Origin of the sequence: Aestuariivivens sediminicola (assembly GCF_022662015.1) — a bacterium.
Lineage (GTDB): Bacteria > Bacteroidota > Bacteroidia > Flavobacteriales > Flavobacteriaceae > Aestuariivivens > Aestuariivivens sediminicola.
In genome coordinates this window covers 242,009-258,401 of the sequence record NZ_JAKMCM010000001.1, presented here as the reverse complement: position 1 = coordinate 258,401, position 16,393 = coordinate 242,009, and the positions used below count along the sequence as shown (strand labels likewise).

General features: G+C 37.3%; 11 protein-coding genes. 5 read left to right on the top strand and 6 right to left on the bottom strand.

Going from position 1 to position 16,393, the window contains the following annotated elements; all coding sequences use genetic code 11:
• The first annotated feature begins 29 nt into the window (after positions 1–29).
• Both MR041_RS01120 and MR041_RS01115 read left to right on the top strand, forming a co-directional pair.
• Positions 30–983, top strand: coding sequence for a proline iminopeptidase-family hydrolase (locus MR041_RS01120; RefSeq protein ID WP_242091739.1), 954 nt, complete (start codon positions 30–32; stop codon positions 981–983).
• 558 nt (positions 984–1,541) lie between these two features.
• Complete coding sequence (locus MR041_RS01115; protein WP_242091738.1) at positions 1,542–5,162, top strand: carbohydrate binding domain-containing protein; 3,621 nt, start codon at positions 1,542–1,544, stop codon at positions 5,160–5,162.
• 42 nt (positions 5,163–5,204) lie between these two features.
• Here the strand turns inward: MR041_RS01115 and MR041_RS01110 are convergent, their stop codons facing one another.
• The 4 genes from MR041_RS01110 to MR041_RS01095 are packed head-to-tail and all read right to left on the bottom strand — an operon-like array spanning position 5,205 to position 8,293.
• A complete protein-coding gene (locus MR041_RS01110) occupies positions 5,205–5,987 on the bottom strand; it encodes an SDR family NAD(P)-dependent oxidoreductase (RefSeq protein ID WP_242091737.1) in 783 nt (260 codons plus the stop codon).
• 7 nt (positions 5,988–5,994) lie between these two features.
• On the bottom strand, positions 5,995–6,975 hold the full coding sequence (locus MR041_RS01105; protein WP_242091736.1) for an NAD-dependent epimerase/dehydratase family protein: 981 nt from the start codon (positions 6,973–6,975) through the stop codon (positions 5,995–5,997).
• Positions 6,972–7,643, bottom strand: coding sequence for a CPBP family intramembrane glutamic endopeptidase (locus tag MR041_RS01100; RefSeq protein WP_242091735.1), 672 nt, complete (start codon positions 7,641–7,643; stop codon positions 6,972–6,974). The genes MR041_RS01105 and MR041_RS01100 overlap by 4 nt, the downstream gene beginning before the upstream one ends.
• Positions 7,640–8,293 (bottom strand): DUF6134 family protein, encoded by a 654-nt coding sequence (locus MR041_RS01095; RefSeq protein ID WP_242091734.1) that lies wholly within the window; start codon positions 8,291–8,293, stop codon positions 7,640–7,642. Before MR041_RS01095 ends, MR041_RS01100 begins: the two co-directional genes overlap by 4 nt.
• A 505-nt stretch (positions 8,294–8,798) precedes the next feature.
• Between MR041_RS01095 and MR041_RS01090 the strand changes: the two genes are divergently transcribed.
• Positions 8,799–10,481, top strand: coding sequence for a sulfatase-like hydrolase/transferase (locus MR041_RS01090; protein ID WP_242091733.1), 1,683 nt, complete (start codon positions 8,799–8,801; stop codon positions 10,479–10,481).
• A 61-nt stretch (positions 10,482–10,542) separates the two neighbouring features.
• The gene (locus tag MR041_RS01085) at positions 10,543–13,965 is read left to right on the top strand and encodes a DUF5107 domain-containing protein (RefSeq protein WP_242091732.1); all 3,423 of its coding nucleotides are present in this window, start codon (positions 10,543–10,545) and stop codon (positions 13,963–13,965) included.
• A 215-nt stretch (positions 13,966–14,180) separates the two neighbouring features.
• Here MR041_RS01085 and MR041_RS01080 read toward each other — a convergent pair whose 3' ends face one another.
• Positions 14,181–14,519, bottom strand: coding sequence for a hypothetical protein (locus MR041_RS01080; protein WP_242091731.1), 339 nt, complete (start codon positions 14,517–14,519; stop codon positions 14,181–14,183).
• Between the two features lie 402 nt (positions 14,520–14,921).
• Here MR041_RS01080 and MR041_RS01075 point away from each other — a divergent pair, with 402 nt between their 5' ends.
• Positions 14,922–15,560 (top strand): right-handed parallel beta-helix repeat-containing protein, encoded by a 639-nt coding sequence (locus MR041_RS01075; protein WP_242091730.1) that lies wholly within the window; start codon positions 14,922–14,924, stop codon positions 15,558–15,560.
• A 60-nt stretch (positions 15,561–15,620) separates the two neighbouring features.
• Here MR041_RS01075 and MR041_RS01070 read toward each other — a convergent pair whose 3' ends face one another.
• A complete protein-coding gene (locus tag MR041_RS01070) occupies positions 15,621–16,346 on the bottom strand; it encodes a hypothetical protein (protein WP_242091729.1) in 726 nt (241 codons plus the stop codon).
• Positions 16,347–16,393: the final 47 nt, after the last annotated feature.

Genomic DNA, 16,393 nt, shown 5'->3' with positions numbered 1-16,393 from the left:
AGGATGTTAAACTTTTCAAAATCATAATAATGATGAACACTTCAAACTACTGTATCCTGTTGCTACTGTTTCTTTCGGCCTGTACCTTCAATCCAAAGCCATCAAACCCTGTCCTCCGTCAGGGGGAAGGATTTGTAAGGGTAGAAGGCGGAAAAATCTGGTACGGTATAATGGGTGAAGGGGATAAAACACCTTTGTTATGCCTGCATGGCGGCCCTGGAGGGACGAGCAGAAGTTATTACAATTTATCCGAAATAGCGAAAACGCATCCGGTCGTCCTGTTCGATCAATTGGGCACAGGGCGATCTGAGCATCATCAGGATACGTCATTACTGAAAGTAGACAAGTTCGTAGAGCAGGTAAAAGCCATAAGGACAGAATTGAAATTAAACGAATTTTATTTGGTTGGCAGTTCCTGGGGCGCAGCCCTGGCGCTGGAGTATTATACCCGATATCCTGAAGGGGTTAAGGGGATTATATTCAACAGCCCCTATTTTAGTACCCCGATTTGGACAGAGGATGCCGAGGCACTCATTGCAAAACTGCCGGATTCCATACAGACTGCCATTCGTATCGCTGAACGGGACAGTCTCTTTGACACAGCGGCATATGCTGCTGCCAATAGTTTCTTTGCGCGTAAGCATGGTCGCAGAAAAGCATTTGTCAAACATCCTTATGATACCGTCCCCTCCAATAGAAACACCTTTATTTACAATTATATGTGGGGGCCGAGTGAATTCACTGCTCGAGGCACCTTGAGGAATTACGATAATGTACAAAGCCTCGAAAAAGTAAAGGTGCCAACCTTGTTCACCACAGGTGAGTTTGACGAGGCCCGTCCGGAGACGGTGAAGCGGCTCAGTCGGTTGGTGAAGGATGCCCGTTTTGTGGTTATACCGGATGCCGGACACTTTTCTCTTAATGATAACAGACCGGCAGTGATCAAGGCCATACGAGAATTTATCGATGCTCATAAGAACTAAATACAGCACATTGTTCAGCCGCTATACCCGACTCTAAATTGACGAAGAAGTTCCTGTTGCGTTGTGCTTTGAGTGTTCTCAAAATCTTACTTAGAAACACATGTAAAGAGGGCAAAAATTAAAATACATTTAAAAAATGTTAAGTGCTTTTTGATTATATCTTTTTGTTATAATCTTTAGATGCGAGAGGAATAAACCCTGCTATTCATTTCAAAAGAAAACTCTGATATACGGGCGATAATGATTTCGACAGGATAATCCTAAGAAAATAGTAAAGACTTCTAAAACCTTAAAAAGCTGTGTTTAGATTGCACTATACAGACCCCCCCCAAAAAAAAGGATTTATTTCTTCGGTAGAAGGGTGCTCACTAACGTATTGGAATTTGCGTCGCTTCAGATCATTTGGATTTTTTGATTCCTTTCTCCGTGTATTTCATTCAAAAGCCTTCACTGATATATATCATTTACTTAGCGCCCATAATTACGTAAGTTGAGAATTGATCAAATCGTATTTCTCATAATACTTATAGCGCAATATAATTTTTAAATAATATAATTATGAAAAATAATTACTTTAAATTATTGATTTTAGTGATTATGAGCTTCACCTTAAGTGTAGGTCAATCACAAAATATTTTATACGATGGAGATTTCAGTCAAACCACTGAAATCATACCATTTGACACTCCCGAACCACCCTTAAATGTATGGGCATACTGGGTGAATTTCTATGGTAACGGATCGGATGCGAGCCCGATAGTTGTTGACGGCGTATGTAACTTTCACATCATAAATCCAGGGGATGCTGCATGGAATGTTCAATTGGCACAATGGGGCTTTCCACTTATACAAGGACATTCTTATCAACTTTCGTTTGATGTCAGGGCTGATTCTAACCGTTCCTTCGGTGTTTATTTGGGTGAAGATGGAGGAAATTGGACAACACTGATAGGGTTTGACAGATATTTGTACTATGCCACAACAGAATGGCAAACTATTCATATTGAATTTGAAGCCTACACTGTGTTTCCCCTTCATAAGCTAAGTTTTGATTTAGGTGTTGACAGTACAACCACCTACTTTGATAATATTGTTTTAACTGATCTTGGGCCCGGAGAACCTAAACTAAATTTAATGAATATGCCCCCTAGCGGGAGTACGGCAGACGCTGGCCCTGAAGATTTAAACGGTGATCTGGAATATAGTGTGTCTAATTTTATTGTTGGGGAGCCCGGAACCGGAACAGAAGGTGATGGGTATATTTCATGGTCTATAACGAACATCACCGATGGCGGAACACTACACGATAGTGGTTCAATTTATGACCTTTCCGTAGCAACCTCATTTATTACCCTGCTACCGAATAAAACATATTATTTATCCTCTTTCCTGGTGGATAATGATGGTGCTCCATTAGGAAATCCGGAATCAGCTTATAACTTAACCGTCAACACTTTTGGTTATAATGCCGTTGCAGACATCACCGCTTTAAGAGCACACGTTGCTGCCCATGGCGAGGGTTTATATTATGAAATTACAGGGGCGTCTTTAGTAAATCAAAGAAACGACTTTCATAATAGATTATGGCTTCAGGACAGCCAAATATCTGGTTTGATGATAGTAGACATTGATGCTGTGATATCAACACATTTTAGCATAGGAGATAAAGTTACAGGGTTCAAAGGACAAGCCCGTTACCTGAATGATTCCAAGATAACTTTAATTCCTTCTGTAGATAGTGGTGTTTTAGAATCTTCTGGTAATTCAGTAAATCCTCAAGTGGTTACAATATCTGATTTTAACTCTGATTTTCTAAACTATGAGTCAGAAATTATCGAACTACATGATGTGACTATTGCAGAGGGCAATGGTTTTGAAGTTTTTAACCCAGGAAGTATCTACCATGTTACAGATGCTAATATGAATACAGTTTTAATGTATATTGACTATTGGAACGCGGATTATATTGGAACCGTTATTCCTAACGCAACATTATCAAGCTTGACTGCTGTTGCGGGACACTTCGGTGGTGTTGCACAAATTTATCCGAGGAGTTTGAGCGATTTTAGTACGGGCAGCAGTGACCTATTGTATGATGGTGATTTTAGTTTAACCACTGAAATTATTCCTATCGACCAATTTTCTCCAACCCTGAATGTTTGGTCATACTGGGTTAACAATGGTCAAACAGCCAACCCAACTATGGTTAATGGCGTATGCAAATTTCAAATTTCCAATGCAGGAAATGACACCTATGATGTACAACTAGGGCAATGGGGTTTACCATTAACTGAAGGACACACCTATGAATTATCTTTTGATGTTAAATCGGATGCCCAACGCTCATTTGGTGTTTTTGTCGGAGAAAATGGTGGGAACTGGACTAATTTAATAAGTTCCCAATATTTATATGATTCATATTCAGCTTGGCAAACCGTGAAAATAATTTTTGTGGCTTATTCTGTCTTTGATATAAACAAATTGAGCTTCGAGTTAGGAACTAGTGATATTACAATTTATTTCGATAATGTAGTTTTAACAGACCTTGGGATGGAATCCCAAAGCATTTTGTATGATGGAGATTTTAATCAAACCACTGAAATTATTCCTTATAACACTCCCCCACCGCCACTAAATATGTGGACTTTTTGGACAAATTGGGTAAGTAATGCTGAAGCCTACCCCATAATCTCTAATGGAGTTTGCAACTTTCAAATAACGAATTCAGGATTTAATACTTGGGATGTTCAATTAGTGCAATGGGGTTTTCCTCTGGAGCAGGGACATTCTTATCAACTTTCCTTTGATGTTAGGGCAGATTCTAACCGTTCTTTTGGAGTATATTTGGGTGAAGAGGGTGGTAATTGGACCAATTTAATTGGATTTGATAGATATTTGTATTCTGCTACAACAGAATGGCAAACTATTAGTATTGATTTTGATGCTTTCCTTGTTTTTCCTTTACACAAGCTAAGTTTTGAATTAGGTACTAACAATGCCTCCATTTATTTTGACAACATTGTTTTAATAGATCTGGGTGTTCAAGAACATTCAGTAGGTATTTTAGGTAGTGCAGTTAACGGATGGTATGAGGACGTTGACATGGCCACCTCTGATGGAGAAAATTACAATTTATCCAATTTTCCATTGGAGGAAGGTGAGTTAAAATTTAGACAAGATAATGATTGGACAGTTAATTGGGGAGGATATGCTTTTCCAACTGGTATGGGGTGGCAGAATGGTCCCAATATTCCTGTACTTAAAGGAACTTATGATATAACTTTTAACAGATTATCAGGGGAATATGATTTTATCGCAACAACCTGTCCCATTCCTGAACTGCAATGCCCTTCTGATATTTACTTAGAAAATTTATCTGGTATGTGCGGGGCTTATGTAGACTTCCAGGAAATTAGTCCTCCCGTAAATTGTGGAGGCGACATAACTCTTGAACAGACTTCAGGTCTCCCAAGTGGTTCATTCTTCCCAGTAGGTACAACAACAAACAGCTTTGTATTGACCAATGCAACCGGTGATACCGCGACATGTAGTTTTAATGTCACCGTATTTGATAATGAACCTCCAGTTATTTCAGATTTAGAAGAAACATACGAACCTCTCTGGCCGCCAAACCATAAAATGGTTCCTGTTTTCATACCATATATGACTTCAGATAATTGTAACATCGCTACCACAGAGCTTTACATCTCGAGTAATGAACCTGTAAACGGCCTCGGTGATGGCGATAAAGCTCCTGATTGGGACATAGTTGATGAGCATAATGTTTTATTGAGAGCGGAACGTTCTGGAAATGGCAATGGAAGGGAATATTACATTACAATTAGAGTTTTTGACGATTCATGGAACTATACCGAGAGACAAATAACAATTTCTGTACTGCATGACAAAGGCAAAATAACTCAAAGATTTATTCCATCTGAAACAATTACAAATACCTTCATTTTGTATCCAAATGGAGCAGATGAAATAATTAATATCAAAGGTCCACTATCCCCTTCTGGTTCAAACTATTCTATTTATGACATGTTCGGTGTCAGTAAAAGGCATGGAACTATAAAGAATAATCAGATAAATGTGGAAACGCTTCCACAAGGGTTATATGTTTTAGGTTTTGAAACAGATGATGGCTATTGTTATAAAAAGTTTATAAAAAATTAATTTTTAAAAAAGGCCTATTTAATAATAGGCCTTTTTGAATTTTTATATTTTTTTAATCTCCCTCTTCGTCAGTATATCCTTTACAAATTCCGGTAACAGCTTATCTAAAAGCATAAAGAATTTATTGATCAAACCGGGAATGATGACGTTTTTTCTTTTCATCATGGCGTCAATAGCGATAACGGCGGCCTCTTCCGGATTAAGGGACGATTTTCGGGGAAGCAGTCCTAAAATCCTGTTTTGATAGCAGAGTCTCGTCGTCGTATTTAATCCGCCCGGACATACCGTGGTCACAGAGATATTATCTTTTTTTAATTCTTTTCTCAAACTTTTGGAAAATGAAAGCAAATAGGCTTTTGTGGCTCCGTACACCTGTTTTTTTTGAAGTGAAAAGAATGCCGCCATGCTACTGACATTTAAAATGGCCGAAGGAGATGTCTTTTTTAGATTATCGAGTAAAAGTTTCGTCAATAATGTTGGCGCCAAAACATTAACCTTAATCTGCCTTACAATAAAGGCATCATCCATGTCTTCAAAAAAGCCCCGACTTAAAATGCCGGCATTATTAACCAAATATTTTATTTGAAGCGCATTGTCTCGAATAAAATCGTCAATGATATAGCAGCTGTCCTTCAAACTTAAATCCAGTTCCAGACATAAAGTACGGACCTGAAAATTCTTTTTTATAAACCAGGAAAGCGCCCACAATTTGGAATTTGGTAAAGCCACCAGTAACAGATTAATGTTACGCTTTGCGAACTCCAAAGCCATTGATTTTCCGAAACCCTGACTTGCCCCTGTAATTAATGCGTAATGATTAGCCATGATCGTTTTATTTAGACAAATAGTTAATAGTTTGCTTGAGTCCTGTTTTTAAAGGCGTAATTCTATAATTAAGAGTTGAAACGGCCTTTTGTGAAGATGCACTCCTGTTGGTAAATAAGGAATCTAAAACTTGAGGTGTCAAGAGAAAGCTTTTGCCAAAGGCGGCATTGACATTATTGATAAAAGCAATACAGTTCTTGACCAGATCATAGTTGATCTGAAATATGGATATCTTACTTTTCGAGATGTTTTTGATATAGCTGAACAAGGTTTTATAATCTGAGTTTTCTCCCCCGATAATGTATTTCTCGCCAGCCTTCCCATTCTTGAGGGCCAATAATTCAGCATTGACGACATCATCGATAAATACATAGTTTGCTTCAACATCTAATTTTGAAGGCACAAAGAGAACTTTATCGTGTAATATTTTTGATATGATCGCGTTCACGCCGTTTGAATAGGTTTTTAAGCCTGGGCCATAAACTCGGGTTGGGCTTAAAATGGTGCAGAACACCCCTTTCTCGACATATTCTGCAACGACTTCCTCAGACATGGATTTTGTAAGCTCATAATCGTTGGCGTAAGACTCGAGTCTGGGTTGCTCCTCGGTAATAGGTGTTTTATAAAGTGCCGGACCAAATGTGGATAAGGTACTGGTGTAAACCACTTTCTTTACGTTTTCCCGTAAGGAAGCTTCTAACACATTTTTTGTTCCAACCACATTCGTATTGTAGAATTTATCTATTTTGTGATATTTCAAATCGGTAAAAGCGGCGGTGTGAAATACATAGTCGCAGTGCTTTACGGCCTTTTGAACGGTATCATAGGCGCAGATATTTCCCTTGAAGGGAATGATATTGTCGTGCCTGGGAATTTTAGTAGAATTTAAATTTCGCAAAAGAGCATGCACTTCATAATTCTGATCGGCCAATTTTAGTGCCAGTTGATGGCCTATATATCCTGTTGCACCGGTGACTAATACTTTCATGTCGCTTTATTTTTTAATGTGAGATAATAAAACATGGAAAATTCATAAACTGCCGATAATGACAGATGAATAAGAAAAACATACCATATACTCTGGGTGTAATAGGCAAAGAGACATAATACCACTCCAAAAGGTATGGCCCCTAAAATCTCCTTTCTGGAATCAAAAATGTGAATTAAAACATATAACACCGTACTGTAGAACACGGCCGTTGAAAGCGAGCTGAATTCCAGAAACTTATATAGCAATACGCCTCTAAAAAAGAATTCATAACAAAACAGAAATGCAAAGCGAATTGCAAAATAAGGCCAGGCATCCGATACATGATAAAGGCCAACCTTGCCGATTTTAGAGATTTGGTTTTTTATGGATACGTGCGATAAGTAGGCAGATAAAAACAGTGTCAACAAAAACAAGGAGAGGACCGTGAGTCCTGGTACCTCCACAACACGAACCAGAAAGCGATACTCCGGTACAATGATATAGAAGATAATTCCAAAGAGAACGATACCTATTCCATGTTTTAAATTCAAGAGGCGCAAACCAGCATGTACTTGTAAAGCCGACTGCAGATTGTGTATGCCGAGTTTTTTATAAAACAGGGAAACAACGAAATAGGTTACAAAACTTGCGCTTATCAGGATCCATATTATATGTGATGCACTCATGACAGCACGGGAATTAGAGTGACACTAAACAAAGGGCTCACGGCCTCAACCTTTATGCATTTTCCTTTTTCATAATGAAAAATATTGTACTTACCATTCGAAATATCAACCTTATATACACCAGCGCCCAAAGGTTTTACATTTACCCGTTGCTGTTTATGATCACAAAAAACAGAGGTGATCCCTATTGGTTCGCTTAAATAAAGGAGCATGAGATTGTTTTTAATGTAATCCAACTCTAAAGGTGAAATCTTCTCCGGGGTTTGCAGACGGTATGTTCCGTTGTCATAAAGAATACGGTGATTGGTTTTTACGCTTTTATTGAGTGTTCTGTAAAGCGAAGAATAAATTAAGGTCCCATCCTTAAAAATATACTTTTCTTTTCCCACGGCATTGAACTTAAAAATGAATTTCACCTCCACATCACAATCGACCGTATAAATAATGGAATCGCCTCTAAACCTTTTGTGAATTTCAATGGTCCCAATAACGTTTTCATTCCTTAAAACCTGAAATACAATGATGCCATCGCCTGTGTTATCTGGGTAAAATGAAGGAATGGCGCTGGCTCTTGCCACCAGTAGGATAAGAACAATAAGTACCACCCTTCGAACCGCTCTTTTAAAGGGCTCAAATCGGGCAATTAACATCGAAATTGCTTTAATTTTTTTAACCATATAATATAATATCACCCATATCATTTCCTCTCTGCTTTTGCCATTGTACACTTTTTACATTGCACATTCACTCCCAATTCGGGTTTTTATAAAGGTAGTATAGGCTTAAGGTTAAGGCAATGATATCGATCAATTTTGCGGGCGCTATTTTAGGGTTTAGGTTGTTCTGTTTTGGTATTTCAGGATGAACATCTCTATTTAAAATTTTAAGGCAAAATATGGAAGAAGAATATAAATTTTGATGAAGCAATATTTTATAGCTGCTACAGGAACTTAACGTTTAACATTATAAACTAAAATTCACTTTATAAGAGACAAAAGAAGGGTATATAAAAGCCTCATTTTTAGCTTTTTTAAATGAAATTAAACTTTTAAATTGAAAATAATTAAAACGCATGTAATCAGTTATGCCAATGCTGAATTATGTGTTTAAAAAAATCTAAATGAATTTTAGAAGAATATGGCAAGGAAAAAGCAAATGAAAATAAAACTACCTTCGATTATACTATTTTTGACACTATTTCTTTTGGGATGTACTCAAAGAGATGAAAAGCCAAATGTATTGTTTATAATGATGGACGACCTTGGTTATGGTCAATTTGGCGTTTATAACGATACGTTGACTATCAATGGATTCAATCCTCTTTTTGCACATTTAGAAGATAGCTTGTATGGGTATTCAAAAGCGCAAGCACTGGAATTTACAAAACTGGCAATTCCAACTCTAACTACTTTGGTGGAGCATGGTGTCTTATTTACCAAGGCTTATACGTCGAGCAGTTTGTGTTCGCCATCGCGTTTAGGAATAGCAACTGCTACCCAGCAAAATAGATGGGGTGTGTATAATCTTGAGGACTGTGAATCGCATGGTTTAGTTACCGGTTCACATTTGGCTGAGAAATTTCAGCAATCAGGTTATAGAACAGCACATATTGGCAAATGGCATTTGGGAAAACACAACGAGAAAATCATACCTGATATTTTGGAGCGTCATGGTATCAATGAAAAACTTAATAGACAAAAGATTCGTGAACAATATCCTGATGTGTATAAGGAAATTGAAAATAGTGGATATTTAGGTTCGGTAACCCGTCAGCAAAACCCATTAAATAATGGATTTGACTATTATTACGGATATAACTACTGGGCCAGCCAGTTTTATAACTCAACTCTGGTATGGGAAAATTTTAAGCATGCTGGCAAGCAGGAGGGATATAATACCGATGTTTTTACCGACAAAGCCATGAACTTTATGAAGGAAAGGGTTGATCAGAACGAGCCATTCTATGTACAGTTGCATTATCATGCTGTCCATGATTCGCTGGAGCCTAAAGCACCGGATTTATATTTGAAACGATTTAACTCCGAGTCCTTTCGTCTCAATAATTTTTATGCGCACATGTATGGTGTCGATTATAATATTAACCGGATTGTAGATTTTTTAAAGAATAAAGGAATCTATGAAAATACCATTATTGTTTTTACATCTGATAATGGCGCTATGGCAGCGGGCAGTTATAACGGTGATAAAATCGGATCACCACTACCTGGTAATGCTCCTTTTTCTGGTCATAAAGGAAATTATTATCAAGGAGGATTCAGGGTCCCTTTATTTATCCACTGGCCAAAAGGAATTAGAACATCCGGCACTATGGGGAATATGGTTTCTACACTGGATATCATGCCAACTTTATTAGAGGCAACAGGGTTAGGCACTCTGGATAGTTTGGATGGTAAAAGCTTGTTACCTGTATTAAAAGGACAATTTAACGAAAAGCCTCATGATTATCTTGTTTGGTCTGGAATTCATTCCTCGGCATGGGGTTATTTAATTGAAAAATCTACAAAAACACACTCAACTGAAAGGGAATTTGCACCCCCTGCCTGGGTAATCATCAAGGATGACTATTTGTTACGCTTTACTGGTAAATTGGAGCCTGGTATATATTTAGATCACATGGAGGGCAGGGAATCAATTATTGCACTTTATGATATTAAAAATGATCCTGCTGAACTCAATAACCTCGCAGATGATATGCCCGAAAAGGTGAATGAACTATCAAGGCACTATTTTGAAGAATCTAATAGTTTTCTTCCTCCTGTGCAATGGAATCCGGAAAAGTGGAAAGAACTAAAGAAGTCGAATTCTCTGTTCAATTAAAATATATTACACGTTGTAGTCAATAGCACAGCATTGACAGTTTAAATTAATATTACAAACCATGAATCATTTAAAAAAAGTATTAAGAATCTCATGTGTTAGTCTAACGTTCATGATTGTATTCGGGCAGGAGTTTTTAGCTCAGGAGATGGAAAAAAAGAATAATTCTAGTTTTTCTGGACACAATGCTACTCCTATCATGGCGTCGGAATTATCTATGGCAGTAAACGGCGTAAAACTGACTGAGGAGATGCGGGAGTTGCCAACTTATAAAGTAGAAGCCCCGGAAAAAGCACCATATTTCTTCACCGGAGAAAACTATCAAGGCGCCAGAAAAGTGATCTACCCCTATGCATTAAATGACGTTATTTCCAATACCAAAGAAATGCAACCTTGGCAATTCCTGAAGCTGGAGAACGAATATATAGAATTGGGCATCACTCCTGAAATGGGTGGAAAATTATATTATGCCACTGATAAATCCAATGCCTACAATTTTATTTACAAAAACAATGAAGTAAAACCCTCAAATATAGGGATGACTGGTGCTTGGACTTCAGGCGGTATTGAATGGTGTGTGTTTCATCATCATCGCCCGTCAACCATGTTGCCGATGGATTACAGCACAGCAGCACATGAAGATGGCAGTAAAACGATTTTTATAGGAGAAACCGAACCCCGTCATCGTATGCGTTGGACTGTTGGAATAACAGTACATCCCCACAAATCTTATTTTGAAGCAGAACTGTCTATATACAATCCAACTCCGTATACCAACACATTCTTATACTGGGCAAATGTGGCAGCACACACGAACGAAAACTATCAGATTATCTTTCCTCCCAGTATAGAGTTTGCTACGTTTCATTCCAAAAATGATTTCACACATTGGCCTTTTTCAACAGAAGAGTACAGAGGACAAGATTTCACCAAAGGTGTAGACATAAGTTACTGGAAAAATGTTAAGCAATCAGCATCCTTTTTTGCCTGGGACTTACAAGAAGATTTTATGGGAGGCTACGACCATGGAACCAATACAGGTACCGTACATATTGGAGATCATAATATTGTTAAAGGCGCCAAATGTTGGGAGTGGGGGTCCGGGCCGGTAGGGCAAGCTACGGAAGCGCGGTTAACCGAGACCAGTGGTCCCTACGTCGAAATCATGGTCGGTGCGTATTCCGACAACCAACCGGATTATACATGGATTAAACCATATGAGGTTAAACGATGGAAACAGTACTGGTATCCCGTAAAGGATATTGAAGGCTTTAAAAACGCGAATCTTGATGCCGCTGTCAATCTTGAAAAGCGAAAGGGTAATACTGTTTTCCTGGGGTATTATTCTACTCAGAAATTAGAAAGCGCAAGGGTTGTTCTTAAAAAGGGTAGTGAAGTGGTCTATCAAAAGGACATACAGATTTCCCCTGATAATGCATTCGCTCAACACATTAAAATGAAAGAGGATTTTAATGAAGCCGATTTGTACACGGAAATGGTTGATTTAAAAACTAATACGATAATCATTTCATATCAGCCACTTGAAAAGAAAGCAGCTGGTAATTTGCCTGAAGAAGTTAAAAGACCTCCACGTCCTGAAGATATTGAAACTGTAGACGAATTACATACTACAGCCAGTAGAATGGAGCAATTCTACAAAAATCCAGATTACTATTACGAAGAGGTGCTCAGACGAGACCCATATCATGTTCAAACCAACACAGCCATTGGTAATCGATATTTAAAAAATGGGGATTACAAGGCCGCCAGAACATATTTTTCAACGGCTATAAAAAGGTTGACGGCCGATTATACTCGCCCTAAAGATTGTGAAGCACTGTATCTTCAAGGCCTAACTTTAAAAGCGCTGGAGCTATATAATGCAGCTATAGATACATTATATCGTGCTACTTGGGACTATACCTTTCACTCGGCTGCGTATTTCGAGTTAGCTCAGATTTCGTGTATCAATGGGGATTTTGAAAAAGGACTTCATCAAATAAACGAATCATTATCCACAAATACCCGAAATACCAGGGCTATTGGCTTAAAGGCTTCCATTCAAAGAAAATTAGGAGATCTTGAAGGAGCAAGTGAGACACTTTCAATTAGTCTGGAAACCGATCCTCTTAATTTTAGAATTGCTAATGAAGCCTATCTCGTCGCCAAAGCATCAGGAAACGATGATATGGCTGAAAAGGCAAAGGCTTCTTTCATAAAAAAAATGAGGGACTTCAATCAAAACTATCTGGAGCTTGGTGTAGGCTATATTAATGATGGTATGCTTAAAGAAGCCAAAGAGGTGTTTTTGGGATATGAAGGAGCGGATCCTTTAATAAACTATTATTTAGGGTTCATTGAAAGCGAATTGGGTAATAAAAATGAAGCTACCGCCCTTTTTAAAAAAGCGCAAAGCCGCTCTACTGACTATGTTTTTCCATATCGATTGGAGACTGTTAAAATTTTGAACACAGCACTTGAGTATAATCCAAGAGATGGTAAGGCCAACTACTATCTCGGAAATATATTGTATAACAAGCAGCCAAAAAAAGCAATTGAATACTGGGAGACTGCGATACAAAATGAACCAGATTTATACATGGCATTTCGCAATTTGGGATGGGGTTATTACAGACATTACAAAGACTTTGAAAAAGCGATTCCCTATTATGAAAAAGCACTGGCTCTTAACAAAACTGATGCAATTTTATATACCGAACTGGATAATTTATATGAACTGAATAACAGTCCGATAAAAACCAGATTAAAGATATTTGAGGGTAATGAATCCGTGGTAAATAAACGTGATGATGCCTTTATACATCAAATAACAGTACTCACTTTGGCAGGAAAACCAGAGAAGTCTGTTGCCCTTTTAAGGGACAAAGTATTTAGTTATCGCGAAGGAAGTTCCAGAGTACGTGAAGTTATTATTGATGCACAATTATCTATGGGCCTGCAATACATGGCTAAAAAGCAGTATGATAAGGCATTAGAACATTTTTTATTGGCACGAGTTCCAGATGAGGAAGCAGGAAGTGCGAGATTAGGAAACAGAAATATTCAAGTGAATTATTTTATTGGCAAAGCCTACGATGCCTTAAATGTGAGGAATCAGGCTAGATCGTTTTTTAATCTGGCAATAAACGAGGAAACGTCAAAGCGATCAGGTATCATGACCTATTATAAAGGGATGAGTTATTTAGAGCTTAACAATGAGTCCGAAGCACATGCCATTTTTAATGAATTGATTGAAGCAGGCAATGCGATTTTAAACGAAGATGTTGAAGTTGCAGATGATTACTTTGCCATTTTTGGCGAAAGAGAAAGCAGACAGGTTAAAAAATCCAGAGCTTACACCCTAAGAGGATTAGGATACAAAGGTCTCGCCGAATCATCAAAAGCAAAGGAGGATTTGGAAAAAGCTGTAGAATTATCGGTCAGTAATTTATGGGCTAAAGCAGAAATGGAAGCTATTGATTAGGTGGATGAAGCAAAATAGAGCAGCGATTTTTTTCAGGCGTTTTTTCATGGCTTCTGTTTTAAAAATTAAACTCTTAATTATTTAAAACGCTCCACATAAATAGTTAATCAAAAATAGCACTGGTCTATTGTTTAACTATCCGAAAAATGTCATCATGGATAAATTGGGATAACTACTTGTAATACTGATTTGAGCAGGCTGCTGAATTTGCCAAATTACTCTCCCATAAAACCAGTTTCCGAAACTTCAATAGCAGCAAGGCCAAGAATAACAGTGGGAACACCAATACTGACAATCCATGACCATGTTTTGTCTTTAACCTGTATACTTGTTGCCTTTTGTGTGTTAATTAGGGTTTTTACAGTTTTACCACTGACTTTCTTAACACCATAGATGTTATCCTCAATAATCTCGAGGCTATTGAATTTAACCGCTTGGTGATGTGGATACTTTACTCGAACCCTGGCATTATGTTGCATTGCCTCTTCATAGGGTGGAGAGACTTGTTTATAGATTGAGCAACCTGGATCAATATCAATAAAGTCAAAAAGCACGCAACCGTTTTTAAATGTCTTTTCATTTTATTCACCTCTGTAATTACAGATGAACAATGTAATTAGAACACCTAAAAGGTGAAATGATGCGTATCAGTTAACTAAATACAACTAATATTCCATTTGTAATTTCAAAAAGATAAATAGACATCACCATCCCTATCAAGAAAAAGGTCTGATACACCGAGGATAATACTTGAGATAGTAAACCATCAGAATATCCTAAACCGCTCTGCTACATGCTCTGTTGAACCGTAACACCTCCACAACTCAAAATAGCCAGAGTCATTTCAATGGTATAATGATGCGCACTAAATTTTTGAGTTTTTTGAAAATAAGGTGTTATAAATTCTTTTTCTTATTTTTATTATTTACATCAGTATTTACAAATAGTAAACTTTTATGAAAAATTCAATCTTCATTATTGTATTGATTTCATTTAATTGCTTTTCGCAAATTCAGATAGATAGTATTAAGGTGCCTGCAAAAGCCATTATACAATATGAGAATGGGAAATACAGTGATTCAATGACCACAAAAGAAGGGTTTGGTAATTTGAAAAGTAATGAAAAGTTATATCTGAGTTCGGGCAGGGTTGAACTCATTGAACCAATAAATTTAAAGGGCCTTCAGAACATTCAAATCATTGGAAACAATACATCTCTTGTTGCTAAAATTGACATGCCGGTAATAACATTTCAATATACACAAAATGTGGTTCTAAAAGACTTGTTAATAGTTCATGAAATAGGAAGATGGTGCGCCCAGAATTGTGTCGAATTCTATGATGCATCTAATATTCACATAGAAAAATGCATATTCGATGGATCAGGTTATTTTGGGTTAGCGCTAACAAAAGTTCAACATGCTGTTATTGAAAACAATAAGTTTTTCAATTGCAATTATGGACTTGCAGCTTGGGGATGTAATAATTTAATTGTTAAGAATAACAGCTTCAGTAAAAATAGAGGAGAGGATATAATGGCAAGCAATAGTAATCAGTTTACAAATGATGTTAAATCAGAAAATATTTTTGAATAGATCGTATTTGGGAACAAAATGTAAAACGAGATTAAACGATCCTTTTTTCAAATCGATATACTATTCTAATTCAGCTAACTTTTTCTCTGTTATTTTGTAGATACTTTTGATATCTTCCTTAGTAAAGTAAGGCTTCCATAATTTATACCGACCCTGGTTATCTACCTCTTTGTTGTAGTCGGCAAAATAAATGTTCAAGGCATCTTTGACATCAGCAAGACTTAATTGCCCCTGGTCTATAACCTTTTTTTTGGTATCATAAACACCGTATTTAGCAGAAAAATCGAAAAGCATTCGCTTTTCGATGTCAGGCACATTTAATATCTCCAATACATCAGTTCCCTGAATAAATGGTTCCTTTTCCTTAATATGGATCTCCAGGGCGATATAGTATTCTGCCGACAACTTTTTCATCGCTTTTTTAAGGCTCAAACTAGGAAAGTCTTTGAGTCTGTTAAATCCGGCATTCCCGTTGAGAGGATACATTATTTTTACCTGAGCATATCCGAACTTGTGTTTCAGCATTTCTGCCGCCATACGACATATCGTATTTACTTCCTTTTTCGATAATGTCTCGACGGATTTATCCAATATCATTTTATCCGAGTATAACTCCTTTTTATATTTCTTATTACCGCCATTATCGTACAGCTGAATTTTTTTTCTGTATTTTTCCGGAACTTCAAATTCAAAACTGTACAAGACGGCGTTTTGGGCAAAGAAGTCAGACATGAATGCCGTAAAAATAAACAGTAAAAGGAATAATCTTTGTTTTGGGATTGTCATAATAGATTCAGATTATCGCTAATTTTTTAAATTTAAATCATCCGGTA

Excerpts from the sequence above, each read along its gene's own strand:
- MR041_RS01075 (WP_242091730.1), top strand. The coding sequence starts at position 14,922 with ATGAAAAATTCAATCTTCATTATTGTATTGATTTCATTTAATTGCTTT.
- MR041_RS01090 (WP_242091733.1), top strand. The coding sequence starts at position 8,799 with ATGAAAATAAAACTACCTTCGATTATACTATTTTTGACACTATTTCTT.
- MR041_RS01120 (WP_242091739.1), top strand. The coding sequence starts at position 30 with ATGATGAACACTTCAAACTACTGTATCCTGTTGCTACTGTTTCTTTCG.
- MR041_RS01070 (WP_242091729.1), bottom strand. The coding sequence starts at position 16,346 with ATGACAATCCCAAAACAAAGATTATTCCTTTTACTGTTTATTTTTACG.
- MR041_RS01085 (WP_242091732.1), top strand. The coding sequence starts at position 10,543 with ATGAATCATTTAAAAAAAGTATTAAGAATCTCATGTGTTAGTCTAACG.
- MR041_RS01110 (WP_242091737.1), bottom strand. The coding sequence starts at position 5,987 with ATGGCTAATCATTACGCATTAATTACAGGGGCAAGTCAGGGTTTCGGA.
- MR041_RS01115 (WP_242091738.1), top strand. The coding sequence starts at position 1,542 with ATGAAAAATAATTACTTTAAATTATTGATTTTAGTGATTATGAGCTTC.
- MR041_RS01095 (WP_242091734.1), bottom strand. The coding sequence starts at position 8,293 with ATGTTAATTGCCCGATTTGAGCCCTTTAAAAGAGCGGTTCGAAGGGTG.
- MR041_RS01100 (WP_242091735.1), bottom strand. The coding sequence starts at position 7,643 with ATGAGTGCATCACATATAATATGGATCCTGATAAGCGCAAGTTTTGTA.
- MR041_RS01105 (WP_242091736.1), bottom strand. The coding sequence starts at position 6,975 with ATGAAAGTATTAGTCACCGGTGCAACAGGATATATAGGCCATCAACTG.